The following is a 24,798-nucleotide window of genomic DNA, read 5'->3' on the forward strand; positions in this document are numbered from 1 at the left end:
GTGGCTGTCTAGCGTGCACTGCGAACCCTGCACCGGGTTTCGAACCCTTACCGGGTTTTCTCCTCCTTATCCGAAGGATTCACACAGTGAAGCTCACTCGTTTCGCCCAGCTGGGCGCCGTGGCTGCCGTCGCAGCCCTCGCCCTCGCCGGCTGCTCGTCCGGCAGCACGGCCGGCTCCAGCGCCGCCCCCAGCTCCTCGTCCTCCGCAGCCAGCGACGAGGTCGCCGCGACCATCGACACCAGTGGCACCGGCACCCTGACCGCGGGCGGTTCCAGCGCCCAGGGCAACGCCCAGAACGCCTGGATCAGCGCGTACAAGGCGCAGGTCGCCGGCGTGACCGTGAACTACGACCAGTCGCAGGGCTCCGGCGGTGGCGTCACCAACTTCCTGAGCGGCGCCTACGACTTCGCCGGCTCCGACTCGCCCCTGAAGGCCGACCAGACCGAGCAGTCGCAGGCTCTCTGCGAGGGTGGCATCAACATCCCCGTCTACCTCGACGGCGTCTCGATCATTTACAACGTCGAGGGCGTCACCGACCTCAAGCTCTCGGGCGCGACGATCGCCAAGATCTTCAACCTGCAGATCACCGACTGGTCCGACCCCGCCATCACGGCCGACAACGGCACCGCGCTTCCCGCCGGCGCCATCACCACCGTCGTGCGTTCGGACGGCTCGGGCACCACGCAGAACTTCACCAACTACCTCGCCGCTGCGCAGACGACCGACTGGCCCTACCCCGCCGCCAACGCGTGGCCCGTCACCGGCAACGTGTCGGCTCAGAAGGGCGGCTCGGGCGTCGTCAACACCGTGACGTCGGGTGCGAACACGATCGGCTACGCCGACCACTCCGCTATCGGTGACCTCAGCTCGGTCGCGATCATCCAGGACGGAACTCCCATCGAGTTCAGCCCCGACGCTGTCGCCGCAACGTTCACCGCCGCGGCGGTCGACGCCTCGAACGGCGTGACCGGCGACCTGTCGAAGAAGTTCGACTACTCGAAGCTGACGGCTGAGACCTACCCGATCCCGCTGGCTTCGTACGCGGTCGTCTGCTCCACCTTCAAGGACGCCGACCAGGCTGCTCTCACGAAGAGCTACCTCTCGTTCGTGACCAGCACCGATGGCCAGGCCATCGCTGCCAAGAACGCCGGTTCCGCTCCGCTGCCGACCGAGATCCTCGAGGCCGCTCAGGAGAGCATCGCCGCGATCAAGTAATTCAGATCTTTGATCTGAAACAGCTGTCCCCGGCCGAGGTTCTCCTCGGCCGGGGACAACACTGAGCGGGGTTGCCGAAGTCATTGCTTCGGAGGCCGCGCTGAGTGTCCGACCAGCTCATGCGCAACCCGACCACCCGGCGAAGCCCGACTGAAGGAGTCAAGGTGTCGACCCGTCACCCACAGGAGCGCAATGACTAACGCGACCGCCTCCGCCCCCACGCCCGCGAAGATCGCTGCGAAGCGCCGTCCGGGCGACACGATCTTCCTCGGCCTCTCCACCGCGTCCGCGATATCGATCCTCGTGATCCTGGCGGGCGTCGCCATCTTCCTGATCATCCAGGGTCTGCCCGCCATCTCGGCGAACTGGGTCGACAATCCGTCGCTGAGCGCTATCCAGAACCCCGCGCAGGTGCCGTGGGGAAGCTTCTGGGAGTACGTCGCCCCCCTCCTGTGGGGAAGCATCTGGGCCGCCTTCATCGCCATGATCCTCGGCGCTCCCGTTGCGATCGGCATCGCGCTGTTCATCTCGCACTACGCCCCGCGGCGACTCGCCGGCCCCCTGGGATACGTCATCGACCTCCTGGCGGCCGTCCCCTCGATCGTGTTCGGGCTGTGGGGCATCATCGTGATCCGCCCCCTGCTGCTGCCGCTGTCGCAGTTCCTCAATGAGTACCTGGGGTGGATTCCCCTCTTCGAAGGCCCCGTGTCCTCGACCGGCTCCACGATGCTCGCCGGTGGCGTGGTGCTGGCCGTGATGATCCTGCCGATCGTGACCTCGATCAGCCGAGAGATCTTCCTGCAGACCCCGCGTCTCAACGAAGAGGCCGCGCTCGCGCTCGGTGCCACTCGATGGGAAATGATCAAGCTGGCGGTGCTGCCCTACGCCCGTAGCGGCATGGTGTCGGCGACCCTCCTCGGACTCGGTCGCGCGCTGGGTGAGACGATGGCCATCGCGCTCATCATCTCGCCGTCGCTGATCTTCTCCGTGCACCTCCTCACGGACGGCTACAACTCGCAGACGATCGCCGCGAACATCGCATTGAACTTCCCCATCTCCGACGAACTGCAGCGATCCGCCCTCATCGGAACGGGTTTGATGCTCTTCGTCATCTCGTTCGGCGTCAACATGCTCGCTCGCTTCCTGGTCACCCGTAAGAAGGGCGATACCAAGCGCCGTAAGGAAGGAAAGCGCGCATGACCGCCACCACGACCAACACCGCCGACCCCCGTCAGCGCCCCGCGTCGAGCGCGTCGAAGCTCACGAGTGGTCAGCTGCCCCGGTTCATCGAGCCGGCCATCCTCGTGGGCACGGCCGTCGTCGTCGCACTCGTGCTGTTCGCGGTCACTCAGACCCTGAATATCGGCGTCTGGCTGTTCTTCACCGCGATCCTCTACCTGATCGCGATCGCGGTGGCGTCCGCCATCGTCGAGAGCCGCCGCAAGGCGACCGATCGCGTCATCCGCGGCCTCGTGACCAGCGCGTTCGTGCTGGCGGTCATTCCGCTGGTGTCCACCCTCTTCACGGTGGTGGCTCAGGGCATCTCGGTCGTGAACTGGGACTTCATCACGAAGGTCGGCGGCTCGCAGTTCAACCCCGACACCCTCGAGGTCGTGTACGTTCCCGGCGCCCTGCAGGCGGTCGTCGGCACGCTGATCATCACGGGGCTCGCGACCCTCATCTCGGTGCCCATCGGCATCCTGACCGCCATTTATCTGACGGAGTACGCGCAGCCGACCAACCCGCTGCGTCGTGCGATCACGTTCTTCGTCGACGTCATGACCGGCATCCCCTCCATCGTCGCCGGTCTGTTCGCGTTCTCGCTGTTCTCCCTCATCTTCGGACCGGGATCGTTCAGCGGTATCTCCGCGGCGGTGGCCTTGAGCGTGCTGATGATCCCGATCGTCGTCCGATCGACCGAGGAGATGCTGCGCCTCGTTCCGATGGAACTGCGCGAAGCGTCGTACGCCCTGGGCGTGCCGCGTTCGACCACGATCATCAAGATCGTGCTGCGCACGGCCGTGAGCGGAATCGTGACCGGTGTGGTGCTCGCTATCGCACGCATCGTCGGTGAGACCGCACCGATCTTCATCGCGGCGAGCTTCACCGACGCGCTGAACACCAACCCGACGTCCGGCCCCATGCAGACCCTCGCGGTCATGGCGTACACGAACTACAGCTTCCCGACGACCGACATCTCCGCGAGCCAGTCCCAGGCGTGGGGCGCCGCGTTCCTGCTCGTGGTCCTGGTCGTCATCTTCAACCTCATCGCCCGGATCGTCGCGACCGCATTCGCGCCGAAGACCCGCTAGCAAGGAAGGCACTCAGCGTGTCCAAGAGCATCGAAGTCAATGACCTGAACGTCTACTACGGCGACTTCCTCGCGGTCGAGGGCGTCTCGATCGAGATCGCACCGCGCAGCGTGACCGCCTTCATCGGCCCGTCGGGTTGCGGCAAGTCCACGTTCCTGCGCACCCTGAACCGCATGCACGAGGTGATCCCCGGCGCTTCCGTGCAGGGTGAAGTCCTCCTCGACGGCGACAACCTCTACGGCCCGGGCGTCGACCCCGTGCTCGTCCGCCGCCAGGTGGGCATGGTGTTCCAGCGTCCGAACCCGTTCCCCACGATGTCGATCCGGGACAACGTGCTGGCGGGTGTGCGACTCAACAACCGCCGCCTGTCGAAGTCCGACGCCGACGCCCTGGTCGAGAAGTCCCTGCAGGGCGCCAACCTCTGGAACGAGGTCAAGGACCGCCTCGAGAAGCCGGGTGCCGGTCTCTCCGGTGGCCAGCAGCAGCGTCTGTGCATCGCGCGGGCGATCGCGGTCTCGCCCGACGTCATCCTGATGGACGAGCCGTGCTCGGCCCTCGACCCGATCTCGACCTACGCGATCGAAGAGCTCATCTCCGAGCTCAAGAACCAGTACACCGTGGTCATCGTGACGCACAACATGCAGCAGGCCAGCCGCGTGTCGGACAAGACGGCGTTCTTCAACATCGCCGGCACCGGTAAGCCCGGCAAGCTGATCGAGTACAACGACACCAAGGCGATCTTCACGCAGCCGACCGTGAAGGCGACCGAGGACTACGTCTCGGGCCGCTTCGGTTGATCCGAACTCACTGAAGGCCCCCGCTCCGGCGGGGGCCTTCGTGTTTCCCCCTCCCTCTTCTGCCTCCTCCCCCCACCATCCGCACAACTTCGGAGCTTTCGCCCACGCCCCTCTCCGATCGGGGTTTCTCACGGGGTTTCGGCCGAAGCATCCGAAGTTGTGCGTGGACCGACCCCCACCCCCTTCCTTTCCCGCCCTCTTGCCCTCCATCCCTCCACCCGGCTCTCGCATCCGCACAACTTCGGAGGTTTCGCCCGAGACCCCCACCGATCGACGTTTCTCACGGGGTTCGGGGCGAAGCATCCGAAGTTGTGCGTGGACCGACCCCCACCCCCTTCCTTTCCCGCCCTCTTTGCCCTCACCCCCTCTCCCGGCGCTCCCATCCGCACAACTTCGGAGCTTTCGCCTACGCCCCCTCCGATCGGGGTTTCTCCCGAGGTTTCGGCCAAAGCATCCGAAGTTCTGCACGACGTCGGTTCCTCCACAGCCGCTTCGACCGGGCCGGTTGTGCACCGGTGAGCCCTGACAGGGCACAGCCGCGGGACCGACCGGCGAGGGTGGAGCCGTGTGCACGATCGACCGCGAGTTCTCGACGTATCGCGGTCTGTGCGCCGACGGATGGTCGCGGACGGCGATCGATCACGCCCTGGCCGAGGGGTCGCTGACCCGCGTTCGTCGGGGGATCTACGCCACCGACGAGGCGTGCGACGAGGCGACGGCTGCGGCCCGGCACGGTGGGACGCTCCACTGCCTGAGCGCGGCACGCCATGAGGGCCTGTGGGTCCTCGCCGACGGGGCGGATCTTCACGTGGGCGTGCGAGCCGGCGATCACCAGTACCCGCACGAGGAGGACTGCCGCTGCGTCATCCACTGGGACAAGCGGCAGACGATGGATGCTTTCGGGCTGCCCTCGATTCCACGGATCCTCCGCCAGATCCTGCGCTGCTGCGGGACGGAGGAGTTCTTCGTCGCGCTCGAATCCGCCATGCGGCTGCGTCGCGTCACTCGAAAGGGCCTGACCTGGCTGCGCTCGCACACCAACAAGGCCGGCCGCGAGGCCCTGAGGCTTGCTCGATGGGACGCTGACAGCGGTCTGGAGTCGCTCGTGCGGTGGCGGCTGCGCCGATATCGTCTCGTGGTGCGCACCCAGGTGTTCATCGCCAACGTCGGGCGTGTCGACCTCCTGATCGGCGAGCACCTCATCGTCGAGGTGGACGGGCGCGAGAATCACGACGGTGCGAACCTCCGCCACAAAGACCTGCTGCGCGACGCGCGCGCGGCCGCCCAGGGTTACCTCACCCTCCGCTTCGACTACGCCCTCGTGGTGCACGACTGGCCGTTGGTCGAACGGGCCATCCTCGCCCAGCTCGCCGCGGGCCGCCACCTCTGACCCGGGCGGGTGCCGGGGCCGATGCGCCGCGCCCGCGCGCACATAACTTCGGAGGTTCTCGTCCCAGCGCTCGGCTGACCCGCCGCTGTACGGCGTGTCGGCCGAAACCTCCGAAGTTGTGCGGCGCCGCGAAGGGGTCGCCCGGTGGAGGCGCGTCAGGGGAACGATCCACGGCGGATGCTGCGACCGACCCCGCGCGCACAACTTCGGAGGTTCTCGCCCGAGCGGCTCGGCTGACCCGCCGCCGAACGGCGTGTCGGCCGAAACCTCCGAAGTTGTGCGGAGACAGGGCGGGTCAGGGGCGCCCGGGGAGGGTCAGTCGCGGGGGGACAACAGGTAGGCGTTGAGCTCGGCGGTGAAGTCCCGGTCGACGGCGAGGGGAACCCCGTCGACAGCGGCGATCGGCGCGGCGAGGCGCACACTCGAGACGAGCCAGGCAGCGTCCGCTCGTCCGAGCTCGTCGGTCTCCACGGCGCGGTACTCCGTCGCGAAGCCGAGCTCGGCCAGGTGGGCGAACAGGCTCAACTGGGTCGTGCCGTGCAGGATGCCGCCTCCCGGCGCGGGAGTGACGAAGGTGTCGCCGAAGCGCAGCACGAGCGATGAGGTCGGCCCCTCGAGCAGGTACCCGTCCGACGACACGAACACCGCGTCATCGGCGCCGCGCCGTTTCGCCTCGCGGATCGCAGCCATGTTGACGGCGTACGACAGGGTCTTCGCGCCCAGCAACAGCCAGGGCGCGTCGACCGAGGCGTTGACCCCGTAACCGCGATCGAGGGCGACGACCCGCACTCCCTCCTCCCGGACGCGGGAGTTGTCCGCTGCGGGGGCGAGGGTTCCCCACGCCGTCGGAGCGGGTCCGTGTTCGACGCCGCGGCTGAGGATGAGTTTGATGACGCTCTCGCCGGGCTCGGCAGCATCCGCCAACTGCGCCACGGCCTGTCGCCACTGCGCGAGGTTCGGCGCCGGGAGGTCGCACAGCGCCGCCGAGTGCGCGAGGCGCTCGAGGTGGGGTCCGACCTCTTGCGGATGGCCGTTGACGACGCCGATCGACTCGAAGATGCCGTCTCCGCGCTGCGTGCTCAGCTCCCCCACGCTGAGCGCCGGGGCGGTCGGATCGATAGGGGTGAAGGTGTCCGCGAACTCGCTTCGCGGATCATCGGATGCTGCGGGGTCGATCACGAGAGCGAGACGCCAAGCCATGCCCCGAGCCTAGGCCGTGGGAATAGCCGACCAGCGCGCTTGTTACACTGGTGTAGCCGGGCCGCAGTAACCCCGGGCTCCAAAATTTGCCGCCGCGAGCGGCCATGCGCCGAGAGGCGTTTCTGCGGCCCGGCTTTTTCGCGCCCTCGCGCAGGTGCACGCGCGCTCGCACGGCGCGGCCGAGAACTCCGTCGAGCCAGTCGCGGCCGAAGAGCTCAGTCGAGCGAGTCGCGGCGCCGGAGGGCGGCGCACGCCGTGAGGTCGGCGCCGTACGTCGCCAGGCGGGCTGCCCGCGTCGTGAGGACGGACGCGCGGTCGGGCTCCGTGGCCTCGTAATCATCCGCGAGGTACGTCGCACCGGCGGCCTGCACGCGGCAGAACGCGGCGGCGCGGTCGAGGGCCACGGCGAAATCGCCTTCGAAGAGCCCGCGCAGGATCGTGTCGATCAACGCGACGAGTTCGTCGGGGCTCGCGGGCGTCGGCGCTCCCGCCACGACCGGATCCGCGGACGCGATCTCCACCCGCCCGCGTTCGTACAGCAGCGCCGCGGTCAGGGGATCGTCGTGGATCATCAGCTGCAGCAGGTACAGCCGCCACAACGCGCCCGGCAGCGACCGCGCCGGCGAGCGAGACCACAGCTCCGCGATGTCGTCGATGCCGTGGTCGTCGGTGAAGGCGACCAGTCGCTGAACGACGTCGGCGGTGGGGTCATCGCGCACCCGCGCGAGCAGGGCGTGCGCCGTGCTGTGCGCGACGCGTGAGACCTCGGCCGGGTCATCCCCCGAGAAGAGTCGGTCGAAGAGTTCCGCGGGCCGGCGAACCGGCTTGTGGTACTCCCGTTCGTCGTCCGTCACCCCTCCAGGCTAACCCGCGGAGGAGGGACGCGGATGCTGCGCACCCCCGCGCGCGGCAGGAGTCACGCCGTGGCGATCGCGAGGATCGGTTCGCTCGTCGGAACGCCCTCGGGCGCTCCGCCGGCGGGCTCCACGGTCACCGCGATGATGTCGCCCGACTGGTAGTCCGCCGCCAGCGCGGCCATTGCCGAACCGTCGTCGGTGGTGAAGGTTCCGGCGGCGATCGCGGCGTCATCGCGCACCAGCCACAGCTCGAACGTCTCGTCCGAGGCGAGCGAGGGCAGCCCGTCGGACACCAGCACCGCGTCGCCGAGCGAGGCCGACCAGTGCAGCGTCGCCGCTCCCCCGTCGGTGAGTTCGACGGTGGCGGATGCGGCGTCGGGGGCGTCTTGGATCTGATCGAGCGCGACCACCGCCGCGGGGCGCGCGAGCTGTTGGCCGATCACGACGGTTCCGACGCCCAGGGCGAGCACGACGACGATCGAGGCCGCGAGGGTGAACCATCGGCGGCGCATGCCCGCGCCCGCGCGGGTCGTGGTGGGCACCACGGGGGCAGGTCCTGCGGCGGCGTAATCCTCCTCGTCGATGGCTGCGGGCTGAGATGCAGCATCCGGAGTCTGCGGCGTCGACGCGATGCGCGCGAGCAGTGCGGAACGCACCGGTGCGGGCGGCATCACCGGGGCGACGGAGTCGGAGAGGAGAAGGACGGTGTCGGAGTCGGCCTGAAGGTACGCAGCCCATTCGGGGTGGGCCGCGAGAGCCGTCTCGAAAGCGTCGCGGTCAGCGTCGGAGAGCGCGTTCAGCGCATAGCCGGCCGCGAGTTCGGCGAAGGTGGTCTCATTCATGTCGTCACCCCCATCTGAGTTCTGAGGCGGGACAGACCGTCCCGCATGCGTGTCTTGATCGTTCCGAGCGGGGCACCCACGAGCGCGGCGATTTCGCTCTGACTGTATCCCCCGTAGTACGCGAGGGTGATGGCCTCGCGCTGCGCTGCAGGGAGCGTTGCGACAGCCTGCGCCACACGCTCACCTTCGATCGTCAACTCGACGGTCTCCGCGACGTGGTCGTGGGGAACATCAAGATCTCGGAAACCCACACGTATGTCGCGATCGGCACTCGCCTGTGAAGATCGCACGCGATCGACAGCCCGGCGGTGAGCGATCGTGAGTACCCACGACCTTCCCTGTCCCCTATTCGGAGCGAACTTGGCTGCGGATTGCCAGACCTCGAGGAAGACTTCCTGCAGCACTTCCTCGCTCTGCGAGCGGTCGACCAGCACGCGCAGGATGAGTCCGAACACCCGGGGGGACATCAGGTCGTACATGCGCGCGAACGCGCCCGCGTCTCCGCGCGCGACGCGCGCGAGCAGTTCGCCGACATGGTCGACGGGTTCAGCGCCATCCTCAGGCACGTCCACACCGTCGATTACCATCCCCCCAGCATGCCTCACTCGCCTGCCGGCGCCCGACTCCGTTGCGGTGAGCCGTCCCGTCGTGCATCACGGCGGGCCGGACGAGGTGAACGGATGCTGCGGGGCCGGGCCGCCGGCATCCATGCAATCCGATTCGCAACCCGTCCCGAACAGCCTGTACACCGCCTCAACGGTGCATCCCTCCCCCGCACCGGGGATGGGTACAGCAGTCCGATTCCCGGGCTCACGATTTCGGAGGAAGTCATGCTTACCAAGAAGAAGCACATCACCGGCGGTCTCGCTCTCATCATGGCGTCGGCATTCGCTCTCGCCGGTTGTTCGATGGGCTCGACCAGCTCCGCTGAGCCGTCCAGCGACTCGATGGAGTCCTCGGCTCCCTCGATGAGCGCCTCGCCCTCGGCCGACACCATGGACCCCATGGCCAACCTCGTAGGTTCCGGCTGCGCTGACTACGCTGCGGCCGTTCCGGACGGCGCCGGCTCCGTCGAGGGCATGTCGCAGGACCCGGTGGCCGTTGCCGCCTCGAACAACCCCATCCTCACGACCCTCGCGGCTTCGGTCAGCGGTGGCCTGAACCCCGACGTCAACCTGGTGGACACGCTCAATGGCGATGAGTTCACCGTCTTCGCTCCCGTTGACGACGCTTTCGCGAAGATCGACCCCGCGACCATCGAGACGCTGAAGACCGACAGCGCCCTGCTGACCTCGATCCTCACGTACCACGTGATCCCCGGCCAGATGACGCCCGACGAGATCGACGGCACCTTCACCACGGTGAACGGCGCTGACCTCACGATCACCGGTAGCGGCGACAACATCATGGTCGGCGACCAGGCCGCCGTCATCTGCGGTGGCGTCCAGACCGCCAACGCGACCGTGTACCTCATCGACACGGTGCTCATGCCCCCGACCATGTAATAAGGCCGGGCCAGCCTTCGGGCTGGACTACACGGCGGCCGCTGGAACCCAGGCGAGGGGTTCCGGCGGCCGCTTCTTCGTGCGCCCGGCGCGCGCGGATCGGTGCTTTCGCGCCGGGTAGGCTGGATGCTGTACGGGCCCCTAGCTCAGTCGGTAGAGCATCGGACTTTTAATCCGCGGGTCGTGGGTTCGAGCCCCACGGGGCCCACGCGAATCGGTTGCCCTTCAGGGCGTCCGATTCGGGTCAGCCGCGTGTTGGCGAGCAACCCGCCGGACAAAGACGCTTCGAGCCCCACGGGGCCGACGCGCCCTGGTGAGACGTCGGTCCACCTGCCAAGCTGATGCGGATGGAACGTAGGCAGACGATCACCCTGGCAGCCTGCGCCGTCGTCGTGGGCGGCCTCGTCGCTCTCGCTCTCCCGGCCGTCGCCTCGACCATCGCTCTTGCTTCGTCCTGGACACTCTTCGGTCCGGTTGTAACCGAATCGACCGCGACCACCGTGACCATGGACCAGGTCGCCCCGCTCGAAGATGACACGACGTTCGTGCTGGAGGACGGAACGCGCCTGCAAACCATCGACGGTCAGACCTTCTCGGCGGAAGGCCCCGGCAATTGCACGACGAACGCCGCGATCTCCCCGTACGGCGCAGGCGACCCCGACGCAGCCCTCCTCGGCGAGCTGGTGGACATGGGTGCGACCGAGCTAGCGGCAGGCGCGGTCGGTTACAACGCGGACGGCCAGATCGCCACGTACACCGTCGAGCCCGGCGATTCGCTGATCAGTATCGGCGAGCGGTTTTGCGTCGACTACGTGACCATCGGGGCTTACAACGACCGCTTCGGACCGAGCACGATCCAGCCCGGCGACGTCCTGATCCTCCGCCCCAAGAAGGGCGAAGCCACGGCGCAGTGAAAAGATGGGCGCGTTCCCCACGTCGCCGCCCTCTACCGCTACCCCGTCAAAGGTTTCACGCCCGAGCCGCAGCAGCAGCTCACGGTGCAGGCCGACGGCCGTATCGCCGGCGACCGAGTGCTGGCGTTCCGCTTCGCCTCCGACGTCGAGCCCCGAGACCGTGGCGGCCTGGACTACTGGCCCAAGAGCCAGGGCCTCGCCCTCATGGACTTCCCCTCGCTCGCGCGGCTGCGGTTGGCGTTCGACGGCGCAACCCTGCGCATCTCCGAGGGCGAACGCCTGCTCGTGGCGGCGCCGCTCGACGACCAAGGCCGCCGCGAACTCGAAGAAGCCGTGACCGCTTACGTCGCCGCCACGACCGATGCCCGCCGGCTCGACGTGGAGGGCGCGCTTCCCCTGCGCCTGGTCGGCGACGGACGCACCTCGCGATTCCAAGACCGTCCGCGGGGTTTCGTCTCGCTGCACGGTGCGGCATCGGTTCGAGACGTGGATGCTGAGGTCTCCGCGCCTGTGGATGACCGCCGCTTCCGCTCCAACATCGTGATCGAGGGCACCGAGCCGTGGGAGGAGCTGGGCTGGGAAGGCAGCATCCGCATCGGCGATGTCTTCTTCGACGTGCGGCAACCCATCGAGCGATGCGCGGCGATCATGGCCAACCCCGACACCGGCGAGCGCGACGCCCGCCTGCTGCGCCTGTTGACGACGACCTTCGGGCAGCCTGAAGCGACGCTCGGCATCCTGCTGCTGCCGACGCACGGCGAGGGGGTCGTGAACGTGGGGGACGAGATCGTGTTCGGTGGCCCAGCGGCGTGACGCACGCGCTCCGAGGTCAGTTGTTGACGAGGTCGAGGCGGAATGCCTCAGGAGCGACCCCGTACTCGCGTTGCCAGGCCCGGACGAAGTGCGCGCGGTTGCGAAACCCCCACTGCGTTCCGACGGCGCTCCAGCGTGATGCTGTCGCGGGGCCCGACTCCAGATCGATGCGCGCCCGTTCGAGCCGCAGGGCGCGGATGCGCGCCGAGAGCGAGATCCCGGACGCATGGAACCCCGCCTGCAGCGTGCGCATGGACACGCCCAACCGTCCGGCGATCTGCGCGCCCGTGAGTCCTGGATCCTGCATCCGCCCGTAGACGACCTGCATCGCGCACGCCACCACCCGGTGCTCGGGAGCGACCTGGCCCTCGTCGGCGTCGCTGCGCTCCACCGCGATCGCAGACAGCAGGTCACGGACGATGACCGCGAGTCGGCGCTGCTCGACGGCCGTGCCCGCGTCGGCGAGATGGGGAAGCAGCGCAGCCAGCACCGCCCCGGTGCCGTTGTGCGCATCGATCGGTCCTGCGGCGAGGATCACTCGCTCCGCGAGCGTCAGCCACACCACGGGCGCGATCACCGTCACCCCGGCGCTCGGCGTCTCCGCAGCCCAGCCGGGGCCGTGCGCCAGGATCCGAGCATCCTGCACCTCGATGGTTGCGATGTCGTCCAGCGCCCCCGCGATCACCACCGCCTCGGGGCCGCCCTCCGCCGTCGTCACGCGTCCACCGACTCGGTGTCGAGCGGGAGCGTGCCGAGACGTTCCCGGCGCCACTGGGCGGGAGTGGCACCGGTCGCCTCGCGGAAGGAGCGGATGAAGTGCGTCACGTCGACATACCCGACGGCGAGCGCCACCCGGCTGACGGTCTCGTTCGTCTCGAGGAGCAGGTGGCGAGCACGCTCGAGACGCAGACGGCGGATGGAGGCGCGGAGCGTTTCGGGCGCGTCCTCGAAAGCGGCGTGCAGGGTGCGCACCGAAACGTGCAGCTCGGCGGCGAGCGAGGCCGCGGTCAACCCGGGGTCCCCCAGACGCCCCCGTACCCGGTGACGGGCGGCGTCCAGCAGGCCCGCTCTCGTGTCGGCGGTTCCGAGGTGGGCCCCGGTGACGGGGCGGATCGCGTCGACGAGCGCTCGCGACACCGCCGCTCGCCCGGCGACGCCCAGCGTCTGTCCGTTCACGTCGATGGCCCGCGTCAGCGTCGCCAGCAGACGGTTCGCCGACGTGTCCGGTGCGGGCCGCTCGGACAGCGAGTGCAGGCGCGCCGGGGTCACCCCGAGAGTCGTCATGGGCACCTGCACGATGGTGGTGCGAAATTCCTCCGGGTACACGAACGAGAAGGGACGACTCACGTCGTAGATCACCATCTCGCCCGCTCGGACCATCGTCTGCCGGCCGTCCTGCTCGAGCACCAGGCGGCCGGTGTGCACGAGTTGCACCTGCGCACTGTTCGCAGCATCCGATGGCACCTCGTGGAGCTGGGCTGTCACCGTCTGCGCCACCGAGGCGATCCGCGACAACGCCAACTCGCCCAGATCGTGCCGTGACATGACCCGGTGGGCCGGCGCCTCACGCAACGTGCGAGCGCTCATCTGTACGAGCACGCACGAAGGATTGGTCGGCAACAGCACGGGTACCCCCTGACGCCTCGGATGAGCGGACCCCCCGATCATCTCTCCCGTCGCCGGGAAGGGCTTGCTCGGTTTGTCGAGGGAATCGGCTTTTTCTGCGTCGGATCGTCCGTTTGCCGAAATCCGGGCGATGCGGTGACGAACGAGCGGCACAGTGAAGGCGTTCGCACCCAGATCACCCCGAAAGGACCGCTTCATGGCCACCGCCTTCAGCCCGCTGGATTTCGCCATCGTGCCGCCACGCACCTTCGAGCAACTCGCTGTCGGCGAGGTGTACCGCGCCCCGAGCCGCACCCTCACCGACGCCCACGCGTCCGCGTTCCAAGCCGTCTCGGCAGACAACCATCCGGTGCACTACGACGAGGTGTGGGCGAAAGCGCACGGTCACAGCGCCCCGGTCGTGCACGGCCTGCAGGTGCTCGCGTTCACCGCACCCGGCGCCACACTCTTCCCCCACGAGATCGGCGAGGTCTTCATCGCCTTCACCGCCGTGTCGGCGACCTTCCTCGTCGAGGTGCACGCCGGCGACACCCTCTACTCGCAGCTGGAGATCACCGCCCTCACTCCCGACGGCGCGAACGGAATCGTCACCGCCGCCGTCACCGTGCACAACCAGCGTTCCGAGGTCGTGCTCACCGGCGAGCACACCTACCTCCTGCGCCGCTCACCCGCTTGAACGCCCTCCGCCCCCTCAAAGAAAGAAGCGACTCATGTCCACACCTCCCACCATCGTGCTCGTCCACGGCGCGTTCGCCGATGCATCCAGCTGGGCGCCGGTCACCCTGGCCCTGCTCGATCAGGGCTACACGGTGCTCGTCCCCCCGGTGTTCAACCGCAGCCTCATCGGCGACTCCGCCTACATCCGCAGCTTCGTCGAGCAGATCGATGGCCCCGTAATCCTCGCCGGCCACTCCTACGGCGGCGCCGTCATCACCGTGGCCGGCGCCGCGGACAACGTCGTCGGACTCGTCTACGTCTCGGGCTACGCGCTCGACGAGGGCGAGAGCCTGGGACAGCTGCAGGGCGGCTTCCCCGATTCCGATCTCGCGGCCAACCTCGTGTACTCCCCCTACCCGATCGAAGGCGCCGACCCCGGCACCGACGTCTCGGTCAAGATCGACGCGTTCCCCGAGGTCTTCGCCGCCGGGGTGCCCGCAGACACCGCCCGGGTGCTCGCCGTTTCGCAGCGTCCGCTCGCCGCGGTGGCGTTCTCCGAGACGGCGCCCGTCGCCGCGTGGAAGACCAAGCCGTCGTGGGGGATCGTGTCGAAGAACGACCACACGATCAACCCGGACGTCGAGCGCTTCGGGTACAAGCGAGCGGGTGCGCGCACGGTCATCGAGCTCGATGCGCCGCACCTGGTGATGCAGACGAAGCCCGCCGAGGTCGCGACCTTCATCATCGACGCGATCGCCGACCTCGGCTGAAAGCGGAAGGGGGCGGATGCTGCAGCATCCGCCCCCTTCGTTCCTTCAGGCCTACGCGGGCCGGACCTCGGCGCCGGCGGCAGCGAGCTCGGCGAGAGCGGCGGCGCTGGACTCGGGATGGACACCCGCCACGAGGTCGCTGAACACCCGCACGCCGCGGCCCGCCGCGAGCGCGTCGAGCGCTGAGGCGCGGACGCAGTAGTCGGTCGCGAGCCCGACGACGTCGATGTCGTGGATGCCGTGCTGCTCGAGCAAGGCGGCAGCAGTGACGCCGTCGTCGCCGACCCCCTCGAACAGCGAATAGGCGGGCTTGCCCTGCCCCTTCTTCAGGTGGTGCGTCACGGCGGTGGTGTCGAAGCCCTCGTCGTAGTCGGCCCCGAACGTGCCTCCGACGCAGTGCACCGGCCAGGTGTCGATGAAGTCCGGGCCCTCGGGGGCGAAATGCCCGCCGTTGTCGTTGTCGCCGTCGTGCCAATCCCGCGACGCGACGACGATCTCGTACTCGCTCGCGTGCGCGTCGAGGTAGCGCGAGATGCGCTCGGCGACCTCGTCGCCCCCGGCAACGCCCAGGGCGCCGTGCTCGGTGAAGTCGTTCTGCACATCGACGATGAAGAGGGCGCGCGTCATTACTCGAGGGTACGACCCCCGACGCGGACACAACTCCTCCAATCCGGGCGGGATCCACCCCCGAGCGGGCCGATTCGACGCCGGCGAAGCAGGATGGGAGGAGTTGTGTCCGCCGGCGGCGACGAGCCCATTCGGCCGAAGTGCGAGGGTACGACCCCGACCCGGACACAACTCCTCCAATCCGGGCGGGATCTACCCCCGACCGGCCCGATTCGCCGCCCGCGACGCCGGATCGGAGGAGTTGTGTTCGGCGGGCGGCGAAGAAGTCGCCCGGTCGAGCTTCGACGGCCACCAGATGTGCCGGCCGAGGTCGTACGACAGGGCAGGCACGAGCAGGGAGCGCACGACGAACGTGTCGAGCAGCACGCCGAAGGCGACGATGAACGCGATCTGGGCGAGGAACAGGATCGGGATGACACCGAGCGCCGCGAACGTCGCCGCGAGCACGAGCCCCGCCGAGGTGATCACGCCGCCGGTCGCGACGAGGCCGCGGAGGATTCCCGGTCGCGTGCCGTGCTTGAGCGACTCCTCCCGCACGCGCGACATCAGGAAGATGTTGTAGTCCACGCCCAGGGCCACGAGGAACACGAACCCGTAGAGCGGCACCGCGGGGTCGGCTCCGGGGAAGCCGAAGATGCCGTCGAAGACGAGCGCGCTGACACCGAGCGACGCGGCGAACGAGAGGATCACGGTGCCGATCAGGATCACCGGCGCCAGCACCGAGCGCAGCAGCAGCATGAGGATGATGAGGATCACCGCCAGGACGACCGGGATGATGACGGTGCGATCGCGGATCGAGGTGGCATTGGAGTCGACGTCGGTCGCCGTCACTCCCCCGACCAGGGCGGTGCCGTCGCCGAGTTGCGCGGTGAGGTCGCTCCGCAGCTGGCGGACCGTGTCCTCCGCGGCGACGGAGTCGGCAGCATCCGTCAGCGTGGCGCTCAGCAGCACGTCGCCGTCCGACACGGTCGGCGCCGGGGCGGGGCCACCGGGCGGCCCGACCGCCGTGTACACCGGCGCGCCGTTCTCGATCGTGACGCCGGCTTGACCGGTCGGGGAGTCGGCGGATGCTGCCGCCACCGCGTCGATCCCGTCGGACGCATCGAGCACTGCGACCGCGTCGGCGACCCGGTCTTCAGGGACGAGCACGTAGACGGGGCTGCCCGATCCGGCCGGGAAGTGCTCGGCGAGCACGTCCTGGCCGTCACGGGCCTGCGAGGTGCCGAGCACGAGATCGCTCGAGGGCACGCCGTCGGCGCGTAGTTGGGTGACGCCGACGGATGCGCCCAGCAGCACGATCACGCAGATGATCCACACCGGCCGGGAGTGACGGGCGACGAACCGCGCCAGGCGCGGCCAGAGGCCCGACACCGGCTGGGCGAGGTCCTCCGGCACGTCGTGCGAGCGGGGCTTGGGGAAGAAGGGCCAGAACGCGGCCTTGCCCGTGAGGGCGAGCAGCGCGGGCAGGAAGGTCAGCGCCGAGAGCACCGCGAAGGCGATCCCGATCGACGCGATCGGCCCGAGCGCCCGGTTGGTGGCGAGATCGGACAGCAGCAGGCACAGCAGACCCGCGATGACCGTGCCCCCCGACGCGAGGATGGGCTCGAACGCCCCTCGCCACGCGCGCGTGGTCGCCTCCCACCGCGCCGAACCGTCGGCCACGGCTTCGCGGAAGCGGGCGACGTACAAGAGCGCGTAATCGGTGGCGGCGCCGATCACGAGGATGAACAGGATGCCTTGCACTTGGCCGTTGAGGACGAAGATGCCGGCCTTGGCGAGCCACCACACGGTCAGCAGCGCGACGCAGAGCGCGAAGGTCGAGGTGAGCAGCACCAGGATGGGCAGGAGCGGGGAGCGGTAGACGACGATGAGGATCACGAAGACGGCTGCGAGGGCGACGATCAGCAGCAGGCCGTCGATCCCCTGGAAGCCGGCCACCAGATCAGCGGTGAACCCTGCCGGCCCCGTCACCCACGCCTCGGTGCCGTCGGGGATGGTGTCCATCACCAGCTGTCGCAGTTCGGCGACGCTCTCGGCGACCTCGCCGGAGCTGTCGACCGGCACCAAGATCTGGGCGGCTTCGCCGTCGTCGGAGATCACGGGCGGCGAGACGTCTCCCGAGACGTTCCCCGACGAAGCGATGTCGTCGGTCAGATCCTGCAGCGCCGCGATCTGCTGATCGGAGAGCGTTCCCTCGTCCGCGGTCACCACGATGAGGGCGGGGAGGGTGTCGTCCCCCGTGAACGCGGCGAGTCGCTCGCTCACCTGCGTCGCGTCGGCGGATTCCGGGAGGAAGGACGACTGGTCGTTCGTCGCGACCTCATCGACTCTGCCGAAGTAGGGTCCGCCGACGGAGCCGCCGACGAGCCAGACCAGCACCAGCAGCGCGGGAATGCCCACCCGGAGCCAGCGGGTCGGACGGCGAGAGGACCTACGCGTAGTCGACATATCGCTAGCTTATCTAGCGATAGCACCGCGCGGGATAACGATTGCGCTTCACCCTCGGGCGAAGAGCGTCACGACGGAGATGATCGTCGCCACCAGGCCGACCCCGATCAGTCCGCCGGCGAGGAGTGCAACGGAGCGCACGTTCGGGGATCGGCGTGTCAGTCGCATCCGATCGAGAGACCCCTGGCGCACGAACACGTCGGCCGCGTCGGCGTCGCCGATCTCGTCGCGTTGCGCCGCGGTGAGGTGGGCCTCGCCGACTCCCCCGTCAGCGTCGAACCAGCGCGCGACCCGGTCGTCGCCGTGGTCGTCGATCATGGCCCGCACGGGCAACCACGTGCCGTCGGCGACGTAGAGGATGAAAGCGATCCCCGCCAGCAGGGCGCCGGCGCCGAAGCCCACCCAGGTGAAGATCTCGACGATCGCATCGACGGCGTTCGTCATGAATCCTCCCGGGGTACGGGAAACGGGCCGCCGGAGCGACCCGTCATCCGGAGCCACCTAAGGGAATCGAACCCTTGACCTATTCATTACGAGTGAATCGCTCTGCCGTCTGAGCTAAGGTGGCGCGCGCCGCTTGCGCGATGCACGATCATCGATCCTACCCGCTCGGGACGGGCACCGCGAACACGCTTTCGATCACTCGCAGCGGACGTCGCCCGAGGGCACGGTGCCGTCGATCAGATAGGCATCCACGGCGTCGTCGACGCACGTGTTGCCCTTGTTATAGCCGGTGTGTCCCTCCCCCACCCGAGTGATCAGAGTGGCCGTTTCGAGCTGATCGGCGAGGGAGACCGCCCATTCGTACGGCGTCGCCGGGTCGCTCGTCGTGCCGATGACGAGGATCGGCGCGGCATCCGGCGCCGACGCCGGCTCGCGCGTGCCGGTGGGCGGGTAGGGCCAGTCTTCGCAGACGTCGGGGCCGAGCAAATACTCCGCGGCGAGGGGCGCGACCTGTGCGAGGTCGGCTGCAGCCTCGTCGTTCTGCTCATCGGTGGAGAGCGGATAGTCCATGCAGTTGTAGGCGGGGAAGGCCTCCTCGGAATTTCCGAGGTACTCCCCGCCCTGACGGTCGCTGTACGAGTCGGCGAGCGTGAACGCGGGCGCGGGATCGCCGTCCTGCGCCGCGGTCAATGCCTGTGCAAGGAACGGCCAGTTGCCGGGCGAGTACAGCGCGGTGAGGATGGCCGTCATGAGCGTGTCGGCACCGAGTCGGCGGCCGTCCGCCGCCGTGAGCGGGCGAGCGTCGACGGCCGCGAGCAGCGCATCGAGGTCGGCCTGCGCATCGTCGACGGTGCCGCGGAACGGGCAGTCCTGACCCTGGAGGCAGTCGGCGAGGAACGCGTCGAGGGAGCGTTGGAACCCCTCCATCTGCCCGACTCCGACGAGGTAGCCGGGAACGGAGGGATCGAGCGCGCCGTCGAGCACCAGCCGCCCGACCCGGTCGGGGAAGAGCTCGGCGTAGTCGGTGCCGAGCGCGGTGCCCCACGAGTAGCCGAGGTAATCCAGTGACGACTCCCCCAGCACCGCGCGCAGCACGTCGAGGTCGCGCGCCGCGTTCTGGGTGGACACGTAGGGCAGGATGCCGTTGCTGTTGGCCTCGCACGCCTGGGCGAACGCGGCGTTGTGCGCCTCGAGCTCGGCCTCCCAAGCATCCGACCCCCGCTCGGCCTGCGGGATGTCGAACAGATAGGCGTCGAGGTCGGCGCCGTCGTAACAATTGACCGCCGTGGACGATCCCACGCCGCGCGGGTCGAAGCCGACCACGTCGTAGGCATCCTCGAGCTGAGCGTCGACAAGGCTAGCGAGGGAGGTGCGCACGAAGTCGACACCGCTGACGCCGGGGCCGCCGGGATTGACCAGCAGCGAGCCGACCGGAGCGCCGTTTCCCGCGCGGTGGCGGATGATCGCGATCTCGATCGAGGCGACGCCAGGGTTCTCCCAGTCGCGGGGCACCTGCACCCGCGCGCAGTCGAAGTCGGCACCGTCGGCACCGCACGACTGCCAGTCGATCTGCTGGCCGTAGAACGGCAGGAGGTCGGCGGACGCCCCCGAGATGTCCGGCGTCGCGGAGGGCGCCGGCGGAGCGGGCGCGAACATCGAGCATCCGCTCAGCGCCAGCACGGCGGCCGCGAGAGCCGCGACCCACGCTCGACGCGCCCCGATCACGGGGCGGTACCGTTCGCGACGGTGATGAGCATGCTCTCCAGGGCGAGGGGCGGTGCCACGTTCTGCTCCATGTTCTTGCGGGTGGCGGCGATCCGGTCAAGGACCGCCAGGGTGCGTTCGGGCGTCCACGCCGCGGCCACCGCTCGCAGTTCGCTCTCGAGTTCGCGGTTGATCAAGTCGGCGTCCCGGCCGAACTGCAGCACCACGACGTCGCGATAGAGGGCCTGCAGATCGGTGAGCACGCGGTCGATGCCGTCGCGGAGGCTGCGTGTGGCCCGCCGCTTCTGGTCGTCTTCGAGTGCGTTGAGCTGCCCGCGCACCGCTGGAGGCACGGCCGCACCCTCGGGCACACCGAGTGTGCGCAGCAGCGAGGAGCGTTCCTGCTCGTCGCGAGTGGCCGTCAAAGACTTGGCGTCCTCGGTGGCGACCCGCACGATCTGGCCGGCGACCTCCACCGCGTCGCCGACACCGCGCACGCGCAGCACGGCACTCAGCGTCTCGGCGCGCCGCGCTCGCGCGTCGGCATCGGTGGCGAGGCGCTGGGCCATGCCGATGTGGCGCTGCGCGTGGCGGGCCGACTCCTCGGCGATGTCGTGGGGAGCGCCCGTGCGCTGCACGATCAGTGCGGCAACGTCCGAGACCTCGGGCTCGCGCAGGCGCAGCATGCGCACGCGCGAACGGATCGTCGGCAGCAGATCGGCGTCGCTGGGGGCGCACAACACCCACACGGTGTGTTCGGGCGGCTCTTCCAGAGCCTTGAGCAGCACGTTCGAGGTGCGCTCGGTCATGCGGTCGGCATCTTCGACGACGATCACCCGGTGCCGCCCCAGGGAGGGGGCGAAGTACGCCCGCTCGACGAGCCGGCGTGCCTCGTCGATGCGGATGATCACCTGCTCGGTGCGGAGGGCCGTGAGGTCGGGATGCGTGCCCGCGAGCACTTGACGGACGGCCGCCTCATCTCCCGGCTCGGCGATCAGCGCCGCGGCGAAGGCGCGCGCGAGTGTCGAGCGCCCCGACCCCGGCGGGCCGGTCAGCAGCCAGGCGTGCGCGAGTGTCGCCGGGTCGGCCGCAGCCGCCCGGAGCGTCTCGACGGCCTCGCGCTGCCCCCAGACCGCATCCCACGGCGAACCGAGCGGCGATTCGGCCAGGGCTGCGGACATGGGTTCCACCCTAGACGGGCCCGCCGACAGCATCCGCTCTGCTCCACAGCCTCCGCTCGCCCGCGCAGGCGGGTCAGAGGAGGGGGGCGATCCGCTCGCGCACGGCGGCGGCGAGCTCCGTCACAGGGAGCGCGGCGTCGAGCACCAGGAAGCGGTCAGGCTCCGCGGCGGCGAGGGAGAGGAACGCCGAGCGGACACGCGCGTGGAAGTCCGCTTCCTCGGCCTCCAGCCGGTCGAACGGCTTGTCGTCGGCGTCGAGGCGCACCCGCGCCGCTTCGGGGTCGAGGTCGAGCAGCACCGTGAGATCGGGCAGCAGCCCGTCGGCGGCCCACAGCGAGAGTTCGCGGATCTCCTTGGCATCCAGCACCCGCCCCGCCCCCTGGTACGCGACGGAGGAGTCGAGGTAGCGGTCCTGGATCACGACGTCGCCGCGGTCCAGGGCCGGACGCACCAGCGTCGCGACGTGCTGGGCCCGATCGGCGGCGTAGAGCAGCGCCTCAGCTCGCGGCGCGACCTCGCCGCGATGATGCAGCACGATATCGCGCACGAGTACGCCGACCTCGGTGCCCCCGGGTTCCCGGGTGCGCACGACCTCGCGGCCGCTCCCGCGCAGCCACTCCTCGAGCAGGCGCGCCTGCGTGGTCTTGCCCGCGCCGTCGCCGCCTTCGAACGTGACGAACAGTCCCGTCGTCACGACGTCTTCTTCGGCGCCGCCTTCTTGGGCGTAGCCGGCTTCTTCGGCGCCGCCGCCTTCTTCACGGGGGCCTTGCGTGCCGTGGTGGCGCGCTTGGGAGCCGGCCCCTTCGCGCGCTTGTCGGCGATGAGCTCGACGGCGCGGTCGAAGGTGATGTCCATCGCGACCTCGCCGCGCGGGATCGTCGCGTTCGTCTCCCCGTCGGTGACGTACGCGCCGAAGCGGCCGTCCTTGAGGCGGATCGGCTTGCCGCTCACCGGATCGTTGTCGAACTCCTTCAGGGCGCTCGAGGCGCGCCGAGCACCGTACTTGGGCTCGGCGTACTTCGCGAGCGCCTCCTCGAGGGTGTAGTCGAAGATCTGCTGTTCGGTGTCGAGCGAGCGGGAGTCGGTGCCCTTCTTGAGGTACGGACCGAACCGGCCGTTCTGCGCCGTGATCTCCTCGCCCGATTCGGGGTCGACGCCCACGACGCGCGGCAGCGTCAGCAGCTGCAGCGCGGTGTCGAGGTCGATCTCGTCGACGGACATCGACTTGAACAGCGAAGCGGTGCGCGGCTTGGGGGCGACCTCTTTCTTCGCCCCGCGCTTCTTCGGCGCCTCCACGACCTCGCCGGTCGACTCATCGACGTTCTCGGGGTCTTCGGGGTCGACCTCTTGCACGTACGGACCGTAGCGGCCGTCCTTGACGACGATGAGCTTGCCGTTGTCGGGGTTCTCGCCCAGCACACGGTCACCCGCGACCGGGGCATCGATGAGCTCCTGCGCCTTATCGGGCGTCAGCTCGTCGGGTGCGAGGTCGTCGGGCACGTTGACGATCCGCGGCTTGGCCTCGGGGTCTTCCTTGTTCGCGATCTCGAGGTACGGGCCGTATTTGCCGAAGCGCAGGGTCGCAGCATCCGTGATCCGTGTCGAGTTGAGCTCACGCGCATCGATCTCGCCGAGGTTGTCGACGATGTTGCGCAGGCCCACCTGGTCGTCGGAGCCGAAGTAGAACGAGCGCAGCCAGGCGCCGCGTCCCTGCTCGCCGCGGGCGATCGAGTCGAGGTCGTCCTCGAGCGCGGCCGTGAAGTCGTAATCCACCAGGTCGGCGAAGTGCTCTTCGAGCAGCCGCACGACGCTGAACGCGAGCCAGCTCGGCACGAGGGCCTGCCCCCGCTTGGTCACGTACCCGCGATCGAGGATGACGTCGATGATGCTCGCGAACGTCGAGGGGCGGCCGATGCCCTTCTCCTCGAGCGCCTTGACCAGGCTCGCCTCGGTGTAGCGGGGCTTCGGCGAGGTGGCGTGCCCCTTCGGCTCGACATCCTTCACGGCGAGCACATCGCCGACGGTGACGGCCGGCAGCGACTGGTCGTCGCTGGAGTCCGAGGCGTGTCGCTTCTCGTCGTTGCCCTCTTCGTACGCCTCGAGGAATCCCTTGAAGGTGTAGACGGTGCCGGATGCTGTGAACTCGGCCACCTGGTCACCGGCCTGCACCGCGAGCGTCACCGTGGTGGTCTCGTACTTGGCGTCGGACATCTGGCTGGCGACCGTGCGCTTCCAGATGAGGTCGTACATGCGCTGCTCGTCGCGGTCGAGCGAGCCCGAGACGGACGAGGGGGTGCGGAAGTGCTCGCCCGAGGGACGGATCGCCTCGTGCGCTTCCTGCGCGTTCTTGGCGTTGTTGCGGTACACGCGGGGATTGGCCGGCACCGCCTTGTCGCCGTACAGCGCCACGGCCTGCTCGCGGGCGGCGGAGATCGCCTGGCCCGACAGAGCGGTCGAGTCGGTACGCATATAGGTGATGAAACCCTTTTCGTAGAGGCGCTGGGCGACGCTCATGGCGTGCTTCGCACTCATCGAGAGCTTGCGACCCGCTTCTTGCTGCAGGGTCGAGGTGGTGAAGGGGGGCTTGGGGCTGCGCGTGCCGGGCTTGGCTTCGATGCTGGTGACCTCCGCCTTCGCGGCTGCCGTGACAGCGTCGGCGAGTCGGCGCGCGGCGGCCTCGTCGAGCACGACGACGGCCTTCTTCAGCGTGCCGCGGTCGTCGAAGTCGCCGCCTCGAGCGAGCGGAGCACCGCCGACGCGGGCGAGGCGGGTGGTGAACGACGCGGTCCCCTTGGCGGCGAGCGCCTCGACGTCCCAGTACGACGCGGAGACGAACGCCATGCGCTCCCGCTCGCGCTCGACGACCATGCGGGTGGCGGCGGACTGCACGCGACCGGCGCTGAGCGCTGCGCCTTCGCGGCCGGAGCCGACCTTGCGCCAGAGAACGGGCGAGACGTCCCAGCCGTAGAGCCGGTCGAGAACACGACGGGTCTCTTGCGCGTCGACGAGGGCCAGGTCGAGTTCGCGGGTGTTCTCGGCGGCGGCGCGGATCGCATCCTTCGTGATCTCGTGGAAGACCATGCGCTTGACGGGGACCTTGGGCTTGAGCACCTCGAGGAGGTGCCACGCGATGGCTTCGCCTTCGCGGTCTTCATCAGTGGCCAGCAGCACTTCGTCGGCGGTCTTCAGGGCGCGCTTGAGTTCAGCGACCGTCTTGGTCTTGCGGTCGTTGACGACGTAGAAGGGGTCGAAGTCGTTGTCGACGTCGATGGAGTACTTCCCGTACGCCTCTTTCTTCTCGGCGGGGATGTCCTTCTTGCTGGCCAGATCGCGGATGTGTCCGACCGAGCTCAGCACCTCATAGTCGTCTCCGAGGTAGCCCTGGATCGACTTCATCTTCGTCGGGGACTCGACGATGACGAGCTTTTTGCCGTTTGCCACTGAGGTCCTTTCGTTCGTTGCACACCATACACACGAGATCCGAGGGTCGGCTC

General features: G+C 68.9%; 23 protein-coding genes and 2 tRNA genes. 11 read left to right on the forward strand and 14 right to left on the reverse strand.

Translation table 11 applies throughout. The annotated features are described in order from the left end of the window. Positions 1-86 precede the first annotated feature (86 nt). From ACFXP5_RS13795 to ACFXP5_RS13815, 5 genes are all read left to right on the forward strand, one after another. Positions 87-1,217 carry a phosphate ABC transporter substrate-binding protein PstS gene (locus ACFXP5_RS13795; protein ID WP_394545028.1) on the forward strand — a complete coding sequence of 377 codons (1,131 nt, stop codon included), beginning with the start codon at positions 87-89 and terminating at the stop codon, positions 1,215-1,217. Positions 1,218-1,409: 192 nt separating this feature from the next. After that, positions 1,410-2,417: a phosphate ABC transporter permease subunit PstC gene (gene pstC, locus ACFXP5_RS13800; protein ID WP_394529000.1), complete on the forward strand. Its 1,008-nt coding sequence runs from the start codon at positions 1,410-1,412 to the stop codon at positions 2,415-2,417. Then, positions 2,414-3,529 (forward strand): phosphate ABC transporter permease PstA, encoded by a 1,116-nt coding sequence (gene pstA, locus ACFXP5_RS13805; RefSeq protein WP_394545029.1) that lies wholly within the window; start codon positions 2,414-2,416, stop codon positions 3,527-3,529. The genes pstC and pstA overlap by 4 nt, the downstream gene beginning before the upstream one ends. 17 nt (positions 3,530-3,546) lie before the next feature. Next, positions 3,547-4,326 (forward strand): phosphate ABC transporter ATP-binding protein PstB, encoded by a 780-nt coding sequence (gene pstB / locus ACFXP5_RS13810; protein WP_394529002.1) that lies wholly within the window; start codon positions 3,547-3,549, stop codon positions 4,324-4,326. 565 nt (positions 4,327-4,891) lie between these two features. Then, entirely contained in the window at positions 4,892-5,716 is an 825-nt protein-coding gene (locus tag ACFXP5_RS13815; protein ID WP_394545030.1) for a DUF559 domain-containing protein, read from the forward strand. A 315-nt stretch (positions 5,717-6,031) separates the two neighbouring features. Here ACFXP5_RS13815 and ACFXP5_RS13820 read toward each other — a convergent pair whose 3' ends face one another. From ACFXP5_RS13820 to sigK, 4 genes are all read right to left on the reverse strand, one after another. Continuing rightward, a complete protein-coding gene (locus tag ACFXP5_RS13820; RefSeq protein ID WP_394529004.1) occupies positions 6,032-6,916 on the reverse strand; it encodes an aminodeoxychorismate lyase in 885 nt (294 codons plus the stop codon). A gap of 215 nt (positions 6,917-7,131) precedes the next feature. Continuing rightward, on the reverse strand, positions 7,132-7,770 hold the full coding sequence (locus ACFXP5_RS13825) for a DNA-directed RNA polymerase subunit beta (protein ID WP_394545031.1): 639 nt from the start codon (positions 7,768-7,770) through the stop codon (positions 7,132-7,134). Positions 7,771-7,832: 62 nt separating this feature from the next. Next, positions 7,833-8,615 carry an anti-sigma factor gene (locus tag ACFXP5_RS13830; protein WP_394545032.1) on the reverse strand — a complete coding sequence of 261 codons (783 nt, stop codon included), beginning with the start codon at positions 8,613-8,615 and terminating at the stop codon, positions 7,833-7,835. After that, a complete protein-coding gene (sigK, locus tag ACFXP5_RS13835; protein WP_394545033.1) occupies positions 8,612-9,202 on the reverse strand; it encodes an ECF RNA polymerase sigma factor SigK in 591 nt (196 codons plus the stop codon). The genes ACFXP5_RS13830 and sigK overlap by 4 nt, the downstream gene beginning before the upstream one ends. A 243-nt stretch (positions 9,203-9,445) precedes the next feature. Here sigK and ACFXP5_RS13840 point away from each other — a divergent pair, with 243 nt between their 5' ends. From ACFXP5_RS13840 to ACFXP5_RS13855, 4 genes are all read left to right on the forward strand, one after another. After that, on the forward strand, positions 9,446-10,120 hold the full coding sequence (locus ACFXP5_RS13840) for a fasciclin domain-containing protein (protein WP_394529007.1): 675 nt from the start codon (positions 9,446-9,448) through the stop codon (positions 10,118-10,120). A 135-nt stretch (positions 10,121-10,255) separates the two neighbouring features. Beyond that, a tRNA-Lys gene (locus ACFXP5_RS13845) sits at positions 10,256-10,328 on the forward strand. 139 nt (positions 10,329-10,467) lie between these two features. Beyond that, positions 10,468-11,034, forward strand: coding sequence for a LysM peptidoglycan-binding domain-containing protein (locus tag ACFXP5_RS13850; RefSeq protein ID WP_394545034.1), 567 nt, complete (start codon positions 10,468-10,470; stop codon positions 11,032-11,034). A gap of 84 nt (positions 11,035-11,118) precedes the next feature. After that, positions 11,119-11,847 carry an MOSC domain-containing protein gene (locus ACFXP5_RS13855; protein ID WP_394545035.1) on the forward strand — a complete coding sequence of 243 codons (729 nt, stop codon included), beginning with the start codon at positions 11,119-11,121 and terminating at the stop codon, positions 11,845-11,847. A 16-nt stretch (positions 11,848-11,863) separates the two neighbouring features. Here the strand turns inward: ACFXP5_RS13855 and ACFXP5_RS13860 are convergent, their stop codons facing one another. Further along, positions 11,864-12,565, reverse strand: a complete 702-nt coding sequence (locus ACFXP5_RS13860; protein ID WP_394545037.1) for a helix-turn-helix transcriptional regulator — start codon at positions 12,563-12,565, stop codon at positions 11,864-11,866. Beyond that, positions 12,562-13,446, reverse strand: a complete 885-nt coding sequence (locus tag ACFXP5_RS13865) for a helix-turn-helix transcriptional regulator (RefSeq protein WP_394545038.1) — start codon at positions 13,444-13,446, stop codon at positions 12,562-12,564. Before ACFXP5_RS13865 ends, ACFXP5_RS13860 begins: the two co-directional genes overlap by 4 nt. A gap of 223 nt (positions 13,447-13,669) precedes the next feature. Here ACFXP5_RS13865 and ACFXP5_RS13870 point away from each other — a divergent pair, with 223 nt between their 5' ends. Together ACFXP5_RS13870 and ACFXP5_RS13875 are read left to right on the forward strand one after the other, a co-directional pair. Beyond that, positions 13,670-14,149, forward strand: a complete 480-nt coding sequence (locus ACFXP5_RS13870; protein ID WP_394545040.1) for a MaoC family dehydratase — start codon at positions 13,670-13,672, stop codon at positions 14,147-14,149. Positions 14,150-14,183: 34 nt separating this feature from the next. Continuing rightward, entirely contained in the window at positions 14,184-14,900 is a 717-nt protein-coding gene (locus ACFXP5_RS13875; protein ID WP_394545042.1) for an alpha/beta fold hydrolase, read from the forward strand. Positions 14,901-14,951: 51 nt separating this feature from the next. On the opposite strand, the gene ACFXP5_RS13880 is transcribed toward ACFXP5_RS13875, so the two are convergent. The 8 genes from ACFXP5_RS13880 to topA all read right to left on the reverse strand — a co-directional run bounded on the left by ACFXP5_RS13880 (position 14,952) and on the right by topA (position 24,745). Further along, positions 14,952-15,527 carry an isochorismatase family protein gene (locus ACFXP5_RS13880; RefSeq protein ID WP_394545044.1) on the reverse strand — a complete coding sequence of 192 codons (576 nt, stop codon included), beginning with the start codon at positions 15,525-15,527 and terminating at the stop codon, positions 14,952-14,954. 192 nt (positions 15,528-15,719) lie between these two features. Continuing rightward, positions 15,720-17,975 (reverse strand): MMPL family transporter, encoded by a 2,256-nt coding sequence (locus ACFXP5_RS13885; protein WP_394545046.1) that lies wholly within the window; start codon positions 17,973-17,975, stop codon positions 15,720-15,722. 48 nt (positions 17,976-18,023) lie between these two features. Next, positions 18,024-18,419, reverse strand: coding sequence for a hypothetical protein (locus tag ACFXP5_RS13890; protein ID WP_394529016.1), 396 nt, complete (start codon positions 18,417-18,419; stop codon positions 18,024-18,026). 51 nt (positions 18,420-18,470) lie between these two features. Then, positions 18,471-18,543 (reverse strand) — tRNA-Thr (locus ACFXP5_RS13895). A 71-nt stretch (positions 18,544-18,614) separates the two neighbouring features. Further along, positions 18,615-20,144, reverse strand: coding sequence for an alpha/beta hydrolase (locus tag ACFXP5_RS13900; protein ID WP_394545047.1), 1,530 nt, complete (start codon positions 20,142-20,144; stop codon positions 18,615-18,617). Continuing rightward, entirely contained in the window at positions 20,141-21,304 is a 1,164-nt protein-coding gene (locus ACFXP5_RS13905; protein ID WP_394529018.1) for a DNA polymerase III subunit delta', read from the reverse strand. Before ACFXP5_RS13905 ends, ACFXP5_RS13900 begins: the two co-directional genes overlap by 4 nt. Before the next feature lie 73 nt (positions 21,305-21,377). Next, positions 21,378-21,998, reverse strand: coding sequence for a dTMP kinase (tmk, locus tag ACFXP5_RS13910; RefSeq protein WP_394545049.1), 621 nt, complete (start codon positions 21,996-21,998; stop codon positions 21,378-21,380). Beyond that, positions 21,995-24,745, reverse strand: coding sequence for a type I DNA topoisomerase (topA, locus tag ACFXP5_RS13915; RefSeq protein WP_394545051.1), 2,751 nt, complete (start codon positions 24,743-24,745; stop codon positions 21,995-21,997). Before topA ends, tmk begins: the two co-directional genes overlap by 4 nt. Positions 24,746-24,798 lie beyond the last annotated feature (53 nt).

Source organism: Microbacterium hanjuni (genome assembly GCF_043556395.1).
GTDB lineage: Bacteria > Actinomycetota > Actinomycetes > Actinomycetales > Microbacteriaceae > Microbacterium.